Origin of the sequence: Pseudomonas sp. JUb42, from assembly GCF_024807945.1 — a bacterium.
GTDB lineage: Bacteria > Pseudomonadota > Gammaproteobacteria > Pseudomonadales > Pseudomonadaceae > Aquipseudomonas.
Genome location: NZ_JANUFD010000001.1, coordinates 70,515 through 89,398 on the forward strand (window position 1 = coordinate 70,515; position 18,884 = coordinate 89,398).

An 18,884-nucleotide genomic window follows, 5' to 3' on the forward strand; every position below is an offset into this window, starting at 1 on the left:
CGCGAAGGGGCCGGTACATCCAACGCATATGAGTCGTTTGAAATACCGCTTTCGCGAATGAATTCGCTCCCACAGAGTTTCGGTCATTCAGCAGGTTTTACGTTGTTTGATAAAAGCCGTATCCCCTATCGGAGGATGCCGTTTACTCGCCTTCATCAAAGTAGTTATTGATCAACTCGACCAACCCATCCAGTGCCGCCTGTTCGTCATCACCTTCGGTATGCAGGTGGATGTCGGTGCCTTTGCCTGCTGCCAGCATCATGACGGCCATGATGCTCTTGCCGTCGACCATGCTTTCCGGGGTGCGCCCGACCCTGATCTGACAGGGGAATTTGCCCGCCACGCCGACGAATTTAGCCGCTGCACGAGCGTGCAGGCCGAGCTTGTTGATGATGGTGATTTGACGAGCGGGCATCGCAGTGAAAGTCCTTTCAGCTGAGGTCGCGGTGGCGGACCTGAACGTTCTTGAGGGATTGTTGCAGCACTCGGCCCAGGCGTTCCGTCAGATAGACCGAGCGGTGATGCCCGCCGGTACAGCCAATCGCAATGGTGACGTAGGATCGATTGCTGGCGGCAAAGCGCGGCAGCCACTTGTTGAGGTAGGCAAAGATGTCCTGAAACATCTCTTCGACATCAGGTTGGGCCGCGAGGTAGTCGGCAACGGGTTGATCAAGCCCGGACTGCTCGCGCAGCTCGGGTTTCCAGTAAGGGTTGGGCAGGCAGCGTACGTCGAATACCACATCGGCTTCCACGGGCATGCCGCGCTTGAAGCCGAAGGATTCGATCAGGATCGCGGTGCCTGGCTCAGGTTTGTCCAGCAGCCGCAGTTTCAGCGTGTCGCGCAGCTGGTAGAGATTCAGGTGGGTCGTGTCGATGGACAGGTCAGCCAGGTCGATGATCGGGCTCAGCAGTTTGCTCTCGTCACGTATCGCTTCAGCCAGGGAGCGGTTGGCATTGCTCAGGGGGTGGCGACGACGGGTTTCCGAGAAGCGCTTGAACAGGGTGGCTTCGTCCGCATCAAGGTAGATAACGTCGCAGCGGATATTGCGCGAGCGCACCTCTTCGAGCATTTGCGGAAAGCGGGTCAGGTGGCTGGGCAGGTTGCGTGCATCGATGGACACGGCGAGCATCGGCTCGGCCAGCTCGGTATTGATCAGTGCGCGTTCAGCCAGCTCCGGCAGCAGGCCGGCGGGGAGGTTGTCGACGCAATAAAAGCCGCTGTCCTCCAGAACATCGAGGGCCGTGCTCTTGCCTGAGCCGGAGCGACCGCTGACGATGATCATGCGCATGATCAGTGGCCGTTCTGCACGTCCAGTACCACTTGATAAAGCAGCTCGCTGCTTTTGGCACTGCGTAGTTTTTTGCGGTTATCGGCGTTATCCAGCATGCCTGCGATCTGGCGCAGCAACTCCAGATGGGCATCGGTTGCCGCTTCGGGGACGAGCAAAACAAACAACAGGTCGACAGGCGCGCCATCAATAGCGTCGAATTCTATCTTTTCTTTCAGATGAAGCACTGCGCTGATCGGTGAGGTTAAGCCCCTCAGCCGGCAGTGTGGAATGGCGATACCATTGCCAAAACCGGTCGAGCCGAGTTTTTCGCGGGCAATAAGATGCTCGTAAACGTCTTGCTGATCAATCTCAGGGGTTGTCCCCTTGGCAATCAGCCTGGCGATTTCTTCGAGCACCTTTTTTTTACTGGTGCCTGGCACGTCCACGAATGAACGGCCAGGGGTCAGGATATTTTCAAGTCGGATCATGTAGGTGGGGTATCAGCGCGCCGCTGCACCTTGCAGGCTGCGTTGCTGTTTTTCCTTATGCTTGAGCAATTGTCTGTCGAGCTTGTCGGTCAGGAGGTCGATCGCTGCGTACATGTCGGCATGTTCCGCGTTGGCGACCACCTCTCCGCCGGGGATGTGCAGGGTGGCTTCGATTTTCTGTTTCAGCTTCTCGACCTCCATGATCACCTGCACATTGGTGATTTTGTCGAAGTGGCGCTCCAGTCGTCCGAGTTTCTCGGTGATGTAGTCGCGTAGGGCGTCGGTCACATCCAGTTGATGTCCACTGATGTTGACTTGCATACCGCTTTCTCCTTATTGCCAGTGCATAGAGAGGCAGGCTGATGCCTGCCACTGGAACGCTGCCAGCTTGCCATCGTCACATCAGGCGCTTGCGCTCACTGGACGGTGCTATCCCAAGTGATTCGCGGTATTTGGCTACTGTGCGACGGGCTACTTGAATGCCTTGTGCCTCCAGTAAACCAGCGATCTTGCTGTCACTCAACGGCTTTTTCTGATTTTCCGCAGCAACCAGTTTTTTGATGATCGCGCGGATGGCCGTGGACGAGCATTCTCCGCCTTCGGAGGTGCTTACGTGGCTTGAGAAGAAATACTTCAGCTCGTAGATGCCGCGGGGGGTATGCATGAATTTCTGCGTGGTGACGCGGGAAATGGTCGATTCATGCATGCCGACCGCTTCGGCAATATCGTGCAGGACCAGAGGCTTCATCGCCTCGTCGCCGTACTCGAGGAAGCCGCGCTGGTGCTCGACGATCTGGGTGGCGACCTTCATCAGGGTTTCGTTGCGGCTCTGCAGGCTCTTGATGAACCAGCGGGCCTCCTGCAACTGATTGCGCATGAAGGTGTTGTCGGCACTGGTATCGGCGCGGCGGACAAAACCGGCGTACTGCGGATTGACGCGCAGGCGCGGCACCGATTCCTGATTGAGTTCGACCAGCCAGCGCTCGTTGTCCTTGCGCACGATCACGTCGGGGACCACGTATTCAGCTTCGGTGGACTCGATCTGTGAGCCTGGGCGCGGATTGAGGCTCTGTACCAGCTCGATGACCTGGCGCAGTTCCTCTTCCTTGAGCTTCATGCGGCGCATCAGTTGGGTGTAGTCGCGGCTGCCCAGCAGGTCGATGTAGTCGGTGACCAGGCGCTGCGCCTCGGCCAGCCAGCGGGTCTTTGCGGGCAGCTGGCGCAGTTGCAGCAACAGGCATTCGCTGAGGTTGCGCGCGCCGATGCCGGCCGGCTCGAATTGCTGGATACGGTGCAGCACCGCTTCTATTTCATCCAGTTCGATGTCCAGCTCGGGATCGAAGGCGTCGAGGATTTCTTCGAGCGTCTCGTCCAGGTAGCCCTGGTTGTTGATGCAGTCGATGAGCGTAACGGCGATCAGGCGATCGGTGTCGGACATCGGCGCCAGGTTCAGTTGCCAAAGCAGGTGGCTTTGCAGGCTTTCCCCGGCCGAGGTACGGGTGGTGAAGTCCCACTCGTCGTCATCATTGCTGGGCAGGCTGCTGGCGCTGGTCTGGTAGACGTCTTCCCAGGCGGTATCCACCGGCAATTCGTTGGGGATGCGTTCGCCCCATTCACCGTCTTCCAGGTTGTCCACGGTTGGCGCGGATTCCTGCTGGTAGGTCGGCTCCTGGATCTCGGTGCTGGTTTTTGCTTCGACGTTGTCGGCCAGTGGGTCGGCGTTGTCGAAGTCGTCGCCTTCTTCCTGGCGTTCCAGCATGGGATTGGACTCCAGCGCTTCCTGGATTTCCTGTTGAAGGTCCAGAGTCGACAACTGAAGTAAGCGGATGGCCTGTTGCAGCTGCGGCGTCATCGTCAGCTGCTGGCCCATTCTCAAGACTAGCGATGGTTTCATGGCTGGGGCTAAACACCTTATTCGCCGGCGCACACGCGCCATCCACTACAGGGCGCCGGGGCGCCAACATAAGCAAATTATATGCCTGAAACCGAAGTGTTTGCCTAGAGTGTGATGCAATTAAAATTGCATCATCCCCGGCCCTCAGGCATTGCCCATTGCAGGACAGTGAAACATCGCAGCCATCAGAGGCGAAATTCGTGTCCGAGGTAGACTTCTTTCACCAGCTGGTTGGCCATGATAGTGGCCGAGTCGCCTTCGGCGATCAGTTGCCCATCGTTGACGATGTAGGCGGTTTCGCAGATATCCAGGGTTTCACGGACGTTGTGGTCAGTGATAAGGACGCCGATGCCCTTGGCCTTGAGGTGGTAAATGATTTGCTTGATGTCGCCGACCGAAATCGGGTCCACGCCGGCGAAAGGTTCGTCGAGCAGGATGAATTTCGGTGAAGTTGCCAGTGCGCGGGCGATCTCGACCCGGCGACGTTCACCGCCGGACAGGCTCATGCCCAGGTTGTCGCGGATGTGGCTGATGTGGAACTCCTGCAGCAGGCTTTCAAGCTCCTTGCGGCGGGCAGCAGCATCCAGCTCGCTACGGGTCTCGAGGATGGCCATGATGTTGTCGGCTACCGAGAGCTTGCGGAAGATCGAGGCTTCCTGGGGCAGGTAGCCGATACCGGCACGGGCACGACCATGCATCGGGGTGTGGCTGACGTCGAGGTCGTCGATCAGCACGCGACCCTGATCGGCCTGAACCAGGCCGACAATCATATAGAAGCAGGTCGTCTTGCCCGCACCGTTGGGGCCGAGCAAGCCGACGATCTGACCGCTGTCGATGGACAGGCTCACATCGCGCACCACTTGGCGGGCCTTATAGCTTTTAGCCAAATGCTGGGCTTTCAGCGTTGCCATTTACTGGGCCTTCTGCGGAGTGGTCGGTGGAGTGGTCTTGTTCTTCGGCTGGATAACCATGTCGATGCGCGGACGTGGCGCGGTGACCTTGGCACCGTTGGCACGGCCGGCGTTGACCACTTGCTTGACGGTGTCATAGACGATTTTTTCGCCTTCGGACGTGTTGCCGTCGTTGATGACCTTGGCCTTGTCGATCAGCACGATGCGGTTCTGCGCGGCAAAGTACTGGATCGTTACGCCATAGGCCTGGACGATGGGTTTATCCACCTGGGGCTTCTGCTCGTAGTAGGCCAGGTTGCCGACTGAGGTGAACACGTCGACGTCACCCTGGGCGTTACGCGTGATGGTCACGGTGTTGCCGGTGATCTTCATGGTGCCCTGAGTGATGATGACGTTGCCCTTGTAGGTGGCAACGCCCTGCTTGTCATCGAGCTGAGCATCGTCAGACTGGATGTGGATTGGCTGATCGCGGTCGGTCGGCAGGGACCAGGCGCTCGCGCTTCCCAGTGCTGCACCCAGGCCAAGCAAAAAAGGAAGGGTATTAACGAGCCTCATACTGCCCTCTTACGTTGGATAGCAAGTTGATCTTGCTGTCATTCAAGTACGCTTTCATTCCCTTGGCCGTAGTCACACCGCCAGCGCCGTCGATTCTAACGGCTTGCTCGGTCTGCGCATATTGCTTCTGCGGGAATACAGTCATACGGCTACTGGTAATGATGGTGGTGCGGTTTCTTTCATCGGTGCGCGCAACGCGCACATTGTCGATCAGTTCAACCTGGTCGCCGCCCGAAGACACTTCTGCCTGTTTGCTCTGCACGTGCCACGGGAAGGCCGTGCCGCGATACATGAACATGTCCGGGTTGGTCAGCCAGCTCACGTCGGTGGCCTTGAGGTGCTCGACCTTGTCGGACGTCAGTTCATATTGCACGCCGCCATCGGGCAGGTACTGCACGGTGTGGGCGTTGGTCGCATAGAAGTCGATGGCGGTGTCGTCGACGCTCGCCTTGGTCTTGTCCAGAAAGCTTTCCGGGTTGATGTTCCAGTAGCCTGCGGCCGCCAGCAGCAGGGCCAGCACTCCGAAGACCAGGAACGTACGAAATCTTTTGCTTAGCATAAATGGCTTCTATAAGTAGGCGGCGTTGGCCGCTTCGAGGCTGCCCTGAGCGCTGAGAATCAGCTCGCAGAACTCGCGCGCAGCGCCTTCGCCACCGCGTGCCCGGGTCACGCCATGGGCGTGTTGGCGCACGAAACTTGCGGCATTGGCGACGGCCATGCCCAGGCCGACACGACGGATAACGGGTAAGTCTGGCAGATCATCACCCAGATAGGCGACTTGTTCGTAACTCAAGTTGAGTTGACCGAGCAATTCGTCGAGTACAACCAGCTTGTCTTCGCGGCCCTGATACAGGTGCGGGATGCCCAGATTCTTCGCCCGGCGCTCGACCACCGGAGTCTTGCGTCCGCTGATGATAGCCGTGGTAACGCCTGCCGCCATGAGCATCTTGATGCCCTGGCCGTCGAGGGTGTTGAAGGTCTTGAATTCGCTGCCGTCTTCGAGAAAGTACAGGCGGCCGTCGGTCAGCACGCCGTCGACGTCGAACACGGCGAGTTTGATCTGTTTGCCGCGTTGCAGCAGATCTGCGTTCATTTCGGCGTTCTCCATTACATGACACCCGCGCGCAGAAGGTCCTGCAGGTTGAAGGCGCCCACCGGACGGTCGTCTTCGTCGACGACGATCAGCGCGCCAATCTTGTGGTCTTCCATGATTTTCAGGGCCTGGGCGGCGAGCATGTCGGCCTTGGCGGTCTTGCCGTGCACGGTCATCACTTCGTCGATGGTGGTCTGGCGGATATCGATCGGGCGGTCCAGGGTGCGGCGCAGGTCGCCGTCCGTGAAGATCCCGGCCAGGCGGCCGTCGGTTTCCAGGATAGCGGTCATGCCCAGGCCCTTGCGGGTCATTTCCATTAGCGCGTCGCGCAGCAGGGTGCCGCGCTGCACCTGGGGCAGGTCAGCGCCGCTGTGCATGACGTTCTCCACCTTGAGCAACAGGCGCCGGCCCAGTGCACCGCCAGGGTGGGAGAAAGCGAAATCTTCGGCGGTGAAGCCGCGGGCATCGAGCAGGGCAACCGCCAGGGCATCGCCCATGACCAGCGAAGCAGTAGTCGAGGAGGTCGGTGCCAGGTTCAGCGAGCAGGCTTCATGCTCGACATGGGCGTTCAGGCTGATGTCGGCGGCTTTGGCCAAGGTCGAGGTGGGGTTGCCGGTCAGGCTGATCATCTTGATGCCCAGGCGCTTGATCAGCGGCAGCAGGGTGACGATTTCGTTGGTGGTGCCCGAGTTGGACAGCGCCAGAATGATGTCATCCCGGGTAATCATGCCCATGTCGCCATGACTGGCTTCGGCCGGATGCACGAAAAAAGCCGGGGTGCCGGTGCTGGCCAGGGTTGCGGCGACCTTGCGGCCGATATGCCCGGACTTGCCCATGCCGACCACCACGACGCGGCCGCGACTGGCCAGAATCATTTCGCACGCGCGCACGAACTCCGCATCGATAAAGCCCAGCAGGCCTTCTACGGCTTCCATTTCGAGGCGGATGGTGCGTTGTGCGGATTGAATCAGGTCGCTGGATTGGCTCATAGCGGAAATCGGTCAGCCTGTAAAAAGGCGGCGATTATAACGGTAATGCACGATTCCCTCACGCTTGATCGTCGCACTTTGAATTTGCGCACATTTCTTGCGTGCGACAGGCCGTAAATGCGGGCCATTTGCCATATCCCTGCATGTATCAGGGATGTATCAAATATCTGTCCTCGTGCTGAATGAAGCAGGGTTCTCTCTTTGGCGTCCCTCTCATGCGGTGGTATAGTTCGCCGCTTGTTCGACCCACCTAGATAGCCTGTCCCCCTGCCATAGGGCTCGGCAGCTGAGAGTGAGGTTGTATCGCAAGGAGTCTAGATGAGCGCCGATAACGCCTACGCGATCGAGCTGAAGGGCGTGTCCTTCAAGCGCGGTACGCGCAGCATCTTCAATAATGTCGACATTCAAATTCCCAGGGGCAAGGTCACCGGCATCATGGGGCCTTCGGGCAGCGGCAAGACCACCTTGCTGCGTCTGATGGGGGCACAGCTTCGTCCGTCAAACGGTGAAGTCTGGGTCAATGGGCAGAATCTGCCGAAACTGTCGCGCAGTGATCTGTTCGATGCCCGCAAGCAAATGGGTGTTCTTTTTCAAAGCGGTGCCTTGTTTACCGATCTCGATGTCTTCGAGAACGTGGCCTTTCCGCTGCGTGTGCATACCGAACTTCCCGAAGAAATGATTCGTGACATTGTCCTGCTCAAGTTGCAGGCGGTGGGGTTGCGCGGTGCCATCGAGCTTATGCCCGATGAGTTGTCCGGCGGCATGAAGCGGCGCGTGGCCCTGGCCCGTGCCATCGCCCTGGATCCTCAGGTGCTGATGTACGACGAACCCTTTGTTGGTCAGGACCCGATCGCCATGGGCGTACTGGTACGCCTGATCCGCCTGCTCAACGATGCGTTGGGGATCACCAGTGTCGTGGTTTCCCATGACCTGGCCGAGACCGCGAGCATTGCCGACTACCTCTATGTGGTCGGCGACGGTCAGGTGCTGGGCCAGGGTACGCCGCAGGACCTGATGAACTCGGACAACCCGCGCCTGCGCCAATTCATGACCGGCGATCCGGACGGCCCCGTGCCGTTCCACTATCCGGCGCCGGATTTTCGCGAAGATCTTTTGGGGAAGCGCTGATGCGCAGAAAGTCATTACTGGACCGCGTTGCCCATCTGGGGCAGGGGGCCATTGAAACCGTCACGATACTGGGGCGCTCAGGTTTGTTCCTGGTCCACGCCCTGCTGGGCCGTGGCGGGATTGGCGGCGGCTTTCAGCTGCTGATCAAACAGTTGTACTCGGTGGGTGTCTTGTCGCTGGCGATCATCGTCGTATCAGGCATATTCATCGGCATGGTGCTGTCGCTGCAGGGTTTCAGCATTCTGGCCAAATACGGTTCCGAGCAGGCCGTCGGGCAGATGGTGGCATTGACCTTGCTGCGTGAGTTGGGTCCGGTGGTGACGGCTTTGCTGTTTGCCGGGCGCGCAGGTTCGGCGTTGACCGCCGAGATTGGCAACATGAAGTCCACCGAGCAGCTGTCGAGTCTGGAAATGATTGGGGTCGACCCGCTCAAGTACATCGTCGCGCCGCGTTTGTGGGCGGGCTTCATCTCCTTGCCGGTGCTGGCGTTGATTTTCAATGTGGTGGGTATCTGGGGCGGATCCTGGGTGGCTATCGATTGGCTGGGTGTGTATGAGGGTTCCTTCTGGGCCAACATGCAAAACAGCGTCTCTTTTACAGATGACGTAGCCAATGGCGTTATTAAAAGCATAGTCTTTGCTTTTGTGGTGACCTGGATCGCCGTGTTCCAGGGTTACGACTGTGAGCCCACTTCAGAAGGGATCAGCCGTGCCACGACCAAGACTGTCGTGTATTCCTCCTTGGCCGTATTGGGCCTGGACTTCATTTTGACCGCCTTGATGTTTGGAGATTTCTGATGCAAAACCGCACCATCGAAACAGGTGTCGGCCTGTTCCTGCTGGCCGGCCTGCTGGCTTTGCTCTTGCTGGCCCTGCGGGTCAGTGGTCTGACAGCTACGACGGCCAACGATACTTATAAACTTTATGCGTATTTCGACAATATCGCCGGTTTGACTGTCAGAGCGAAGGTGAGCATGGCCGGTGTCACCATCGGCAAGGTCACTGCAATCGATCTGGATCGTGAAAGTTTTACCGGGAAGGTGACGATGGAAGTGCAGAAAGGCGTGAACAACCTGCCAATCGATTCGACTGCTTCGATCCTGACGGCGGGGCTGCTGGGCGAGAAATACATCGGCCTCAGCGTCGGCGGCGATTCGAAGCTGTTGGCCGATGGCGGCGTGATTCACGACACCCAGTCGTCCCTTGTACTGGAAGACCTGATCGGCAAATTCCTGCTCAACACTGTGAGCAAAGACGCTAAATGAGGATGTCTGACATGATCTCGACCTTGCGCCGCGGTCTGCTGGTCCTGCTGGCTGTAGTGCCAATGCTGGCCAATGCTGCGGCAGACCAGTCCGCCCATGACCTGGTGGATCGCACGACCAAGCAGCTGTTGAGTGACCTGGCTGCGAACAAAGAAACCTATAAAAGCAACCCGAGTGCTTTTTATGATGCGCTGAACGGTATCGTCGGCCCGGCCATCGATGCCGACGGCATTTCCAAGAGCATCATGACCGTCAAGTACTCGCGCAAGGCCACGCCTGCGCAGATGCAGCGCTTCCAGGAAAACTTCAAGCGCAGCCTGATCCAGTTCTATGGCAATGCCTTGCTCGAGTACAACAACCAGGGCATTACCGTATCGCCGGCCAAGGAAGAAGGCGCCGACCGGACCAGCGTGGATATGCAGGTCAAGGGTAATAACGGCGCGGTCTATCCGGTTTCCTACACCCTCGAAAAAATCGACGGCCAGTGGAAGGTGCGCAACGTGATTATCAACGGCATCAATATCGGCAAGCTGTTCCGTGACCAGTTTGCCGATTCGATGCAGCGTAACGGCAACGACCTCGACAAGACCATCGATGGCTGGGCCGGCGAAGTTGCCAAGGCCAAGGAAACCACCGTCGACGCAGCACAGAAGGCGCCACAAGGTGAGTGAGTCACTCGTTCGCCTTGGTGCAGCCGGAGAGATCGAACTGGTCGGCGTGCTCGACTACCGAACCGGCCCGGCCCTGCGCAAGCAGGGTGCGGCGCTGATCAATTCGAGCCAGGCGCCGTCCGTGGTACTGGACTGCTCGGCGGTGGAGAAATCCAGCAGCGTCGGCCTGGCCCTGCTGCTGGCGTTCATGCGTGATGGCGCTGCTCTGGGCAAGGCTGTCAGCGTGCGCGCACTGCCGCTGGATATGCGCGAAATTGCCAAGGTCTCGGAGCTGGAAGCGCTTCTGCAACATTCATAATCGCCGTCTACTGAAAAGCCCTCTGTCCGGGTCCTGCTTTGCGGGGTTCGCATTGCACGGGCTTTTTTGTATGATGGCCGACCCGCGCGCGTAGGGCGCCGATTGAGGTTAAGCATGCAGGCCGTAGAAGTTAAGAGCTTTCTTGAAGCAAAGCTGGCCGAGACTCAGGTGGAAGTTGAGGGCGAAGGCTGCAATTTCCAGCTCAATGTCATCAGTGACGAACTGGCTGCCTTGAGCCCGGTAAAACGTCAGCAGCAGATTTATGCGCACCTGAACCCCTGGATTACCGATGGCAGTATCCACGCGGTCACCATGAAATTTTTCAGCCGCGCTGCATGGGCCGAGCGCACCTGAGCCAAAAGGCGTCGAGATTCCAATGGATAAACTGATTATTACTGGCGGCGTTCGTCTTGATGGCGAAATCCGCATTTCCGGGGCGAAGAACTCTGCCCTGCCGATTCTGGCTGCAACCCTGTTGGCCGATGGCCCGGTTGTGGTGCAGAACCTGCCGCACCTGCACGACATCACCACCATGATCGAGCTGTTCGGGCGCATGGGCATTGAGCCTGTGATCGACGAAAAGCTCAGTGTTGAAATCGATCCACGCACCATCAAGACCCTGATCGCCCCGTACGAACTGGTCAAGACCATGCGCGCATCGATCCTGGTGCTGGGGCCGATGGTTGCCCGTTTCGGCGAGGCTGAAGTTGCCCTGCCGGGCGGTTGCGCCATCGGTTCGCGTCCGGTTGACCTGCACATCCGTGGCCTGGAAGCCATGGGCGCGATCATCGACGTCGAAGGCGGCTATATTAAAGCCCGCGCTCCAGAAGGCGGCCTGCGTGGCGCGCACTTCTTCTTCGATACCGTCAGTGTGACCGGTACCGAGAACATCATGATGGCGGCCAGCCTGGCCAAAGGCCGCAGTGTGTTGCAGAACGCCGCGCGCGAGCCGGAAGTGGTCGATCTGGCCAACTTCCTCAATGCCATGGGTGCCAAGGTCAGCGGTGCTGGCACCGACACCATCACTATCGATGGCGTCGAGCGTCTGGGCCCTGCGACCTACAAGGTCATGCCTGACCGTATCGAGACCGGTACCTATCTGGTTGCCGCCGCCGTGACCGGTGGTCGCGTCAAGGTCAAGGACACCGATCCGACCATTCTTGAGGCGGTCCTGCAAAAGCTGCAGGAAGCCGGTGCCGAAATCACGACCGGTCCGGACTGGATCGAGCTGAACATGCACGGCAAGCGTCCCAAGGCCGTTAACGTGCGTACCGCGCCGTACCCGGCGTTCCCGACCGACATGCAGGCGCAGTTCATCTCGCTCAATGCCATTGGTGAAGGTACTGGTGCAGTGATCGAGACCATCTTCGAAAACCGCTTCATGCACGTGTATGAAATGCACCGCATGGGCGCTCAGATCCAGGTCGAAGGCAACACGGCGATCGTGACCGGTGTCGACCACCTCAAGGGCGCGCCAGTCATGGCCACCGACCTGCGGGCCTCGGCCAGCCTGGTGATCTCGGCGCTGGTTGCCCAGGGCGATACCCTGATCGACCGCATCTACCACATCGACCGTGGTTACGAGTGCATCGAAGAGAAGCTGCAAATGCTGGGCGCCAAGATTCGTCGCGTTCCGGGCTAGTAGCTGTGCGTCATCCGGTGCCAGCACCGGATGACCGAATTCGTTTTGCCCCGGGCCGCGTCACGGGTCCGGGTATTGTTCGACGCCGATTGCGTTCGGGCATACGTTTCCTGATAAGGACTTACGTTTTCCATGTTGACCATCGCACTGTCCAAGGGCCGCATTCTCGACGACACCCTGCCGCTTCTCGCTGAAGCGGGCATCGTGCCGACCGAGAATCCGGACAAGAGCCGCAAGCTGATCATCCCCACGACTCAGGACGATGTGCGCCTGCTGATCGTGCGTGCCACCGACGTGCCGACTTACGTCGAGCATGGCGCGGCCGACCTCGGTGTCGCGGGCAAGGACGTGTTGATGGAATACAGCGGCCAGGGCCTGTACGAGCCGCTGGACCTGCAAATTGCCAAGTGCAGGCTGATGACCGCCGGCGCCATTGGCGCGGTGGAGCCCAAGGGCCGCCTGCGCGTGGCGACCAAATTCGTCAACGTTGCCAAGCGCTATTACGCCGAGCAGGGTCGTCAGGTCGACATCATCAAGCTGTACGGCTCCATGGAACTGGCACCGCTGATCGGCCTGGCCGACAAGATCATCGACGTCGTCGACACCGGCAACACCCTGCGCGCCAATGGTCTTGAGCCCCAGGAGCTGATCGCAACCATCAGCTCGCGCCTGGTGGTGAACAAGGCTTCGATGAAAATGCAGCACGCCCGCATCCAGGCGCTGATCGACACCCTGCGCACTGCCGTAGAGTCGCGACACCGCGGCTGACTGACCCGCGCGACGCTACGTCGCGCCCAGCTATCCGTGTCATAGCCAAATTTCTCAGGTGCCCGCGCGGACGGCTTGGTAGCTTAACGGCACCTGAGCATTCGCCAATCAATGAGGCCCTCGCTATGACCACTTCCACTGCCATTCGCCGACTCGACGCTGCTGATCCGGATTTCGCCCGACATCTGGATCATCTGCTGAGCTGGGAAAGTGTGTCCGACGACTCGGTCAATCAGCGGGTGCTGGATATCATCAAGGCCGTGCGCGAGCGTGGCGATGCCGCGCTGGTGGAGTTCACCCAGCGTTTCGATGGCCTGCAAGTGCAGTCCATGAGCGAGCTGATCCTGCCGCGCGAACGCCTGGAACTGGCCCTGACCCGTATCACCGAGCCCCAGCGCGAAGCCCTGGAAAAGGCCGCCGAGCGCGTGCGCACTTACCACGAGAAGCAGAAGCAGGACTCCTGGACCTACACCGAAGCCGACGGCACGGTGCTCGGCCAGAAAGTCACGCCGCTGGATCGCGCCGGCCTGTACGTGCCCGGCGGCAAGGCCTCCTATCCGTCGTCGGTGCTGATGAACGCCATTCCGGCAAAAGTCGCGGGCGTGACCGAGGTGGTCATGGTCGTGCCGACGCCACGCGGTGAAATCAATGAGCTGGTGCTGGCCGCTGCCTGCATCGCGGGTGTCGACCGCGTCTTCACCATCGGTGGCGCCCAGGCCGTTGCTGCCCTGGCCTATGGCACCGAAAGCGTGCCGAAGGTGGATAAGGTGGTCGGCCCCGGCAATATCTATGTCGCCACCGCCAAGCGCCATGTGTTCGGTCAGGTCGGTATCGACATGATCGCCGGTCCTTCGGAAATCCTCGTGGTCTGCGACGGCCAGACCGATCCGGACTGGATCGCCATGGACCTGTTCTCCCAGGCCGAGCACGACGAAGACGCCCAGGCTATTCTGGTCAGCCCGGATGCCGAATTCCTTGATCGCGTGGCGGCAAGCATTGCCCGTCTGCTGCCGACCATGGACCGTGCCGAGATCATCAATACCTCGATCAATGGCCGTGGCGCCCTGATCAAGGTGGCCGACATGCAACAGGCCATCGAAGTGGCCAACCGAATCGCGCCGGAGCATCTGGAGTTGTCGGTGGCCGATCCGGAAACCTGGCTGCCACAGATTCGCCATGCCGGTGCCATCTTCATGGGCCGTCACACCAGCGAAGCCCTGGGCGACTACTGCGCCGGTCCCAACCATGTCCTGCCGACCTCCGGCACCGCGCGTTTCTCCTCGCCACTGGGGGTGTATGACTTCCAGAAGCGTTCGTCGATCATCTACTGCTCGCAGGAAGGTGCGTCCGTGCTCGGCCAGACCGCTTCGGTACTGGCGCGTGGCGAGTCGCTGTCGGCCCACGCCCGCAGTGCTGAATATCGCATCACGGATCCGGTCTGGATCGCTGCCAATAAATAAGGATGGCCAATAATGAGTAAGTTCTGGAGTTCTTTCGTTAGCGATCTGGTGCCTTATGTGCCGGGTGAACAGCCGAAGCTGACCAAGCTGACCAAGCTCAACACCAATGAAAACCCCTATGGCCCGTCACCCAAGGCCCTGGCCGCCATGCGCGAGCAACTGACCGACGATCTGCGTCTGTACCCGGACCCCAACGGCGACCTGCTCAAGCAGGCGGTGGCGGACTACTACGGTGTGCAGCGCAATCAGGTGTTCCTCGGTAACGGTTCCGACGAGGTCCTGGCGCATATCTTCAATGCGTTGTTCCGCCACGACAAACCGCTGCTGTTTCCGGACATCAGCTACAGCTTCTATCCGGTCTACTGCGGCCTGTATGGCATCGGCTACGACGCCGTACCGCTGGATGAGCAGTTCCGTATCCAGGTCGGCGACTACACCAAGCCCAATGCCGGGATCATCATCCCTAACCCGAACGCGCCGACCGGCTGCCTGCTGGATCTGGATGCCATTGAGCAACTGGTCAAGGGTAGCCCTGATTCGGTCGTCGTTATCGACGAAGCCTATATCGACTTCGGCGGCGAGACGGCGATCTCTCTGGTTGATCGCTACCCGAATCTGCTGGTGGCCCAGACGTTGTCCAAGTCGCGTTCACTGGCCGGTTTGCGGGTAGGTTTCGCGGTGGGTCATCCGGACTTGATCGAGGCCCTGGAACGGGTCAAGAACAGCTTCAACTCCTACCCGCTGGATCGCCTGGCGATTGTCGGCGCCACGGCGGCCTTCGAGGATCGCGAGCACTTCGACTTCACTCGCAATGCCGTGATCGCCAGTCGCGAGGCCTTGGTCGAGCAGTTGCAGGGCAAGGGTTTCGAGGTGCTGCCGTCGGCGGCCAACTTCATCTTCGCCCGTCACCCACAGCACGACGCTGCGGGGATTGCTGCCAGGCTGCGTGAGCAAGGGGTGATCGTGCGCCACTTCAAGCAGGAGCGGATTGCCCAGTTCCTGCGGATCAGCATCGGTACGCCGGAGCAGAATCAGGCGTTGCTGGATGGCCTGAACGGGCTTTGATGTCGTAAGTGAGGGTAAAGTCAGTGGGAGCGGATTCATCCGCGAATGCAGTATTCCGGACCAAGACCATGTGTCTGACATGCTGGCCTCTTCGCGGATGAATCCGCTCCCACAGGTTTGCAGCAGTTGTTCTTACTGCTGCTCCTCATTGGCCACCGGCGCCGGTGGCGGGCGCAGGCCGACTTCGGCCGTCAGCTTCAACTCCTTGCCGTTGCGCATCACACCAATGGCAATCTTCTCGCCGGGCTTGGCCCGGGCCACCTGATTCATCGAACGACGGCCATCTCCGGCCAGTTCGCCGTTGATATTCAGAATCACATCACCCAACTGCAGGCCGGCCTTTTGTGCCGGGCCATCGCGGAAGATCCCGGCGACGACGATGCCTGGGCGATCCTTGAGGCCGAAGGACTCCGCCAGCTCTTGGGTCAGGGGTTGAACTTCGATACCCAGCCAGCCTCGGATAACCTGACCGTGCTCGATGATCGACTTCATCACATCCAGTGCCAGTTTGGTCGGAATGGCGAAGCCGATGCCTTGTGAGCCGCCGGACTTGGAAAAGATCGCAGTGTTGATACCGGTCAGGTTGCCGTTGGCATCGACCAGTGCGCCGCCGGAGTTGCCGGGGTTGATCGCCGCGTCGGTCTGGATGAAGTCCTCATAGGTGTTCAGGCCCAGCTGGTTACGGCCGGTGGCGCTGATGATGCCCATGGTCACGGTCTGGCCGACACCGAAGGGGTTGCCGATGGCCAGGGCGACGTCGCCGATGCGGATGTTGTCCGAGCTGCCGATGGTGATGGCGGGCAGGTTTTTCAGGTCGATCTTGAGTACCGCCAGATCGGTCTCGGGGTCGCTGCCGATGACCCGGGCGATGGTTTCGCGGCCGTCCTTGAGGGCAACGACGATCTGGTCGGCGCCGGTGGTGACGTGGTTGTTGGTCAGCAGGTAGCCCTCAGGGCTCATGATCACGCCCGAGCCGAGGCTCGATTCCATGCGTTTCTGCTTGGGCAGGTTGTCGCCGAAGAAGCGGCGGAACTGCGGGTCTTCGAACAGCGGCTTGCTGGTCTTGTTGACCATCTTGGTGGTGTACAGATTCGCCACGGCCGGGGCCGCAATGCTCACGGCGTCAGCGTAGGACACCGGGCCTTGCTGGACCTTGGTGGTTTGCGGGGCTTGTTGCAGGTTGACGTCCTGATTCGGCAGGCCAACCAATTGCGGGTAGTGCTGGATAATCAGCAGGGCGATGAGCACACCGGTCAGCAGGGGCCAACCGAAAAAACGCAGTGCCTTGAGCATTGAGCGAGTCCTGAGGGGGTAGAGGCGCGGTAAATTTTTGCCACAGCTGCGCCATAATGGCGGGCATTATACGAGCACCACGCATTGCTGAAATGCCTATTTAGGAGTCTTTTATGGCTGTTGCCCTGAGCACCCTGGTCGAGGAAGCGGATCGCTATCTGAACAGCGCCCGCATCCAGGATTACTGCCCCAATGGCCTGCAGGTCGAGGGACGTCCGCAAGTGATGCGCATCGTCAGCGGCGTTACCGCCAGCCAGGCCTTGCTGGATGCCGCTGTCGAGGCGCAGGCCGATCTGATCCTGGTCCATCACGGCTATTTCTGGAAGGGCGAGAACCCTTGTGTCGTCGGCATGAAACAGCGTCGCCTGAAGACCTTGCTCAAGCACGACATCAGCCTGCTGGCCTACCATCTGCCTCTGGATCTGCATCCGGAAGTGGGTAACAACGTGCAATTGGCCCGGCAACTGGATATCACTGTCGAAGGCCCGCTGGACCCGGACAACGCCCGGATCGTCGGCCTGGTCGGCTCCCTGGCCGAACCGATGATGCCCCGGGATTTCGCGCGCAAGGTGCAGGATGTGCTCGGCCGCGAGCCGTTGCTGATAGAAGGCAACGAGATGATTCGTCGGGTCGGCTGGTGCACCGGCGGTGGCCAGGGCTATATCGATCAGGGGATTCTCGCGGGCGTCGACCTGTTTATCAGCGGTGAAGCGTCGGAACAGACCTTTCATAGCGCCCAGGAAAACGGCATCAGCTTCATTGCCGCTGGTCATCATGCGACCGAGCGCTACGGCGTTCAGGCCCTGGGAGACTATTTGGCCCGGCGTTTTGCCGTTGAACATCTGTTCATTGACTGCCCGAATCCAATATAGGCTCTGTACGATAAGTGGCTGCGCTCGGTCATGTTGCGTTAAAAACAGGCTCGGAATGCTCATTTAGAGGCCTAAACTCCGCTTCCTCGCCTGTTTTTGCCTTGCCTGACCTTCTCTCGCCGACTTCTCGTACAGACCCTGCGCCCAAACGAGAGGCTATATCCATAGATCGTTTCGATCTATCCGCCCCGCTGAATAGAAGCAGGCTGCGTGATAAAGTGCGCGGCTCGAACACGGCCCGCAGGCCGCCCCGCAAGCTGATGCTTGCGGTCCATAACGAATGCAATCCGTGAGTAGCCATGGTCGACAAACTGACGCATCTGAAACAGCTGGAGGCGGAAAGCATCCACATCATCCGCGAGGTCGCCGCCGAGTTTGATAACCCGGTGATGCTGTACTCCGTCGGTAAAGACTCTGCCGTGATGCTGCATCTGGCACGCAAGGCCTTTTTCCCGGGCAAGTTGCCGTTCCCGGTGATGCACGTCGATACTCGCTGGAAATTCCAGGAGATGTATCAATTCCGTGATCGCATGGTCGAGGAAATGGGTCTGGACCTGATCGTCCACATCAACCCGGACGGCGTCGCCCAGGACATCAACCCGCTGACTCACGGTAGCTCCAAGCACACCGACATCATGAAGACCGAAGGCCTCAAACAGGCCCTGGACAAGCATGGTTTCGATGCCGCTTTCGGTGGCGCGCGCCGCGACGAAGAGAAATCCCGCGCCAAGGAGCGCGTGTATTCCTTCCGCGACAGCAAGCACCGCTGGGATCCGAAAAATCAGCGTCCCGAGCTGTGGAACGTGTACAACGGCAACGTCAACAAAGGCGAGTCGATCCGCGTATTCCCGCTGTCGAACTGGACCGAGCTGGATATCTGGCAGTACATCTACCTTGAAGGCATCCCGATCGTGCCGCTGTACTTCGCCGCCGAGCGCGAAGTCATCGAGATGAACGGCACCTGGATCATGATCGACGACGATCGCCTGCGTAACCACCTCAGCGAGGCCGACCGCGCACGCATCGTCAAGAAGAAGGTGCGCTTCCGCACACTGGGCGACTACCCGTTGACGGGCGCCGTCGAGTCCGAAGCCATCAGCCTGACCGACATCATTCAGGAAATGCTCCTGACGCGAACTTCCGAACGCCAGGGCCGGGTCATCGATCACGATGGCGCGGGCTCCATGGAAGAAAAGAAACGTCAGGGTTATTTCTAAGGGGT

The 18,884-nt window shown here is 59.5% G+C and carries 23 protein-coding genes; 12 read left to right on the forward strand and 11 right to left on the reverse strand.

Translation table 11 applies throughout. From position 1 onward, the window contains the following. Positions 1-142 precede the first annotated feature (142 nt). The 10 genes from M2401_RS00350 to M2401_RS00395 form a co-directional block, all read right to left on the reverse strand. The gene (locus M2401_RS00350) at positions 143-415 is read right to left on the reverse strand and encodes an HPr family phosphocarrier protein (RefSeq protein ID WP_259098293.1); all 273 of its coding nucleotides are present in this window, start codon (positions 413-415) and stop codon (positions 143-145) included. A gap of 16 nt (positions 416-431) precedes the next feature. Then, positions 432-1,289, reverse strand: a complete 858-nt coding sequence (gene rapZ / locus M2401_RS00355; RefSeq protein WP_259098295.1) for an RNase adapter RapZ — start codon at positions 1,287-1,289, stop codon at positions 432-434. A gap of 2 nt (positions 1,290-1,291) precedes the next feature. Continuing rightward, positions 1,292-1,759 (reverse strand): PTS IIA-like nitrogen regulatory protein PtsN, encoded by a 468-nt coding sequence (ptsN, locus tag M2401_RS00360; protein WP_259098296.1) that lies wholly within the window; start codon positions 1,757-1,759, stop codon positions 1,292-1,294. A gap of 12 nt (positions 1,760-1,771) precedes the next feature. Beyond that, complete coding sequence (gene hpf / locus M2401_RS00365; protein ID WP_259098298.1) at positions 1,772-2,080, reverse strand: ribosome hibernation-promoting factor, HPF/YfiA family; 309 nt, start codon at positions 2,078-2,080, stop codon at positions 1,772-1,774. A 76-nt stretch (positions 2,081-2,156) separates the two neighbouring features. Further along, positions 2,157-3,653, reverse strand: a complete 1,497-nt coding sequence (locus M2401_RS00370) for an RNA polymerase factor sigma-54 (RefSeq protein WP_259098300.1) — start codon at positions 3,651-3,653, stop codon at positions 2,157-2,159. A 185-nt stretch (positions 3,654-3,838) separates the two neighbouring features. After that, positions 3,839-4,564: an LPS export ABC transporter ATP-binding protein gene (gene lptB, locus M2401_RS00375; protein WP_259098302.1), complete on the reverse strand. Its 726-nt coding sequence runs from the start codon at positions 4,562-4,564 to the stop codon at positions 3,839-3,841. After that, entirely contained in the window at positions 4,565-5,119 is a 555-nt protein-coding gene (gene lptA, locus M2401_RS00380) for a lipopolysaccharide transport periplasmic protein LptA (protein WP_259098304.1), read from the reverse strand. It abuts the gene before it with no gap. Continuing rightward, positions 5,106-5,678, reverse strand: coding sequence for an LPS export ABC transporter periplasmic protein LptC (gene lptC, locus M2401_RS00385; RefSeq protein WP_259098306.1), 573 nt, complete (start codon positions 5,676-5,678; stop codon positions 5,106-5,108). The genes lptA and lptC overlap by 14 nt, the downstream gene beginning before the upstream one ends. Before the next feature lie 9 nt (positions 5,679-5,687). Then, positions 5,688-6,212: an HAD family hydrolase gene (locus tag M2401_RS00390; RefSeq protein ID WP_259098307.1), complete on the reverse strand. Its 525-nt coding sequence runs from the start codon at positions 6,210-6,212 to the stop codon at positions 5,688-5,690. A 14-nt stretch (positions 6,213-6,226) separates the two neighbouring features. Then, positions 6,227-7,201, reverse strand: coding sequence for a KpsF/GutQ family sugar-phosphate isomerase (locus M2401_RS00395; protein WP_259098309.1), 975 nt, complete (start codon positions 7,199-7,201; stop codon positions 6,227-6,229). 318 nt (positions 7,202-7,519) lie between these two features. Between M2401_RS00395 and M2401_RS00400 the strand changes: the two genes are divergently transcribed. The 10 genes from M2401_RS00400 to hisC all read left to right on the forward strand — a co-directional run bounded on the left by M2401_RS00400 (position 7,520) and on the right by hisC (position 15,497). After that, complete coding sequence (locus M2401_RS00400) at positions 7,520-8,329, forward strand: ATP-binding cassette domain-containing protein (RefSeq protein WP_259098311.1); 810 nt, start codon at positions 7,520-7,522, stop codon at positions 8,327-8,329. Then, complete coding sequence (gene mlaE / locus M2401_RS00405; RefSeq protein WP_259098313.1) at positions 8,329-9,126, forward strand: lipid asymmetry maintenance ABC transporter permease subunit MlaE; 798 nt, start codon at positions 8,329-8,331, stop codon at positions 9,124-9,126. The genes M2401_RS00400 and mlaE overlap by 1 nt, the downstream gene beginning before the upstream one ends. Continuing rightward, positions 9,126-9,593 carry an outer membrane lipid asymmetry maintenance protein MlaD gene (gene mlaD, locus M2401_RS00410; RefSeq protein WP_259098314.1) on the forward strand — a complete coding sequence of 156 codons (468 nt, stop codon included), beginning with the start codon at positions 9,126-9,128 and terminating at the stop codon, positions 9,591-9,593. Before mlaE ends, mlaD begins: the two co-directional genes overlap by 1 nt. Before the next feature lie 11 nt (positions 9,594-9,604). Next, positions 9,605-10,264, forward strand: coding sequence for a phospholipid-binding protein MlaC (locus M2401_RS00415; RefSeq protein WP_259098316.1), 660 nt, complete (start codon positions 9,605-9,607; stop codon positions 10,262-10,264). Further along, positions 10,257-10,562, forward strand: coding sequence for a lipid asymmetry maintenance protein MlaB (locus M2401_RS00420; RefSeq protein WP_259098318.1), 306 nt, complete (start codon positions 10,257-10,259; stop codon positions 10,560-10,562). The genes M2401_RS00415 and M2401_RS00420 overlap by 8 nt, the downstream gene beginning before the upstream one ends. 114 nt (positions 10,563-10,676) lie before the next feature. Next, positions 10,677-10,916 carry a BolA family protein gene (locus M2401_RS00425; RefSeq protein ID WP_259098319.1) on the forward strand — a complete coding sequence of 80 codons (240 nt, stop codon included), beginning with the start codon at positions 10,677-10,679 and terminating at the stop codon, positions 10,914-10,916. A 22-nt stretch (positions 10,917-10,938) separates the two neighbouring features. After that, positions 10,939-12,204 carry a UDP-N-acetylglucosamine 1-carboxyvinyltransferase gene (gene murA, locus M2401_RS00430; protein ID WP_259098321.1) on the forward strand — a complete coding sequence of 422 codons (1,266 nt, stop codon included), beginning with the start codon at positions 10,939-10,941 and terminating at the stop codon, positions 12,202-12,204. A 132-nt stretch (positions 12,205-12,336) separates the two neighbouring features. Next, positions 12,337-12,972 carry an ATP phosphoribosyltransferase gene (gene hisG, locus M2401_RS00435; protein WP_259098322.1) on the forward strand — a complete coding sequence of 212 codons (636 nt, stop codon included), beginning with the start codon at positions 12,337-12,339 and terminating at the stop codon, positions 12,970-12,972. Positions 12,973-13,097: 125 nt separating this feature from the next. Beyond that, positions 13,098-14,432, forward strand: a complete 1,335-nt coding sequence (hisD, locus tag M2401_RS00440) for a histidinol dehydrogenase (protein ID WP_259098324.1) — start codon at positions 13,098-13,100, stop codon at positions 14,430-14,432. 12 nt (positions 14,433-14,444) lie between these two features. Continuing rightward, on the forward strand, positions 14,445-15,497 hold the full coding sequence (hisC, locus tag M2401_RS00445) for a histidinol-phosphate transaminase (protein ID WP_259098325.1): 1,053 nt from the start codon (positions 14,445-14,447) through the stop codon (positions 15,495-15,497). A 132-nt stretch (positions 15,498-15,629) separates the two neighbouring features. On the opposite strand, the gene algW is transcribed toward hisC, so the two are convergent. Beyond that, positions 15,630-16,790, reverse strand: coding sequence for a Do family serine endopeptidase AlgW (algW, locus tag M2401_RS00450; protein ID WP_259098327.1), 1,161 nt, complete (start codon positions 16,788-16,790; stop codon positions 15,630-15,632). 113 nt (positions 16,791-16,903) lie between these two features. Here algW and M2401_RS00455 point away from each other — a divergent pair, with 113 nt between their 5' ends. Together M2401_RS00455 and cysD are read left to right on the forward strand one after the other, a co-directional pair. Beyond that, the gene (locus M2401_RS00455) at positions 16,904-17,662 is read left to right on the forward strand and encodes a Nif3-like dinuclear metal center hexameric protein (RefSeq protein WP_259098328.1); all 759 of its coding nucleotides are present in this window, start codon (positions 16,904-16,906) and stop codon (positions 17,660-17,662) included. 299 nt (positions 17,663-17,961) lie between these two features. Further along, on the forward strand, positions 17,962-18,879 hold the full coding sequence (gene cysD / locus M2401_RS00460; RefSeq protein ID WP_259098330.1) for a sulfate adenylyltransferase subunit CysD: 918 nt from the start codon (positions 17,962-17,964) through the stop codon (positions 18,877-18,879). The last annotated feature ends 5 nt before the right edge of the window (positions 18,880-18,884 follow it).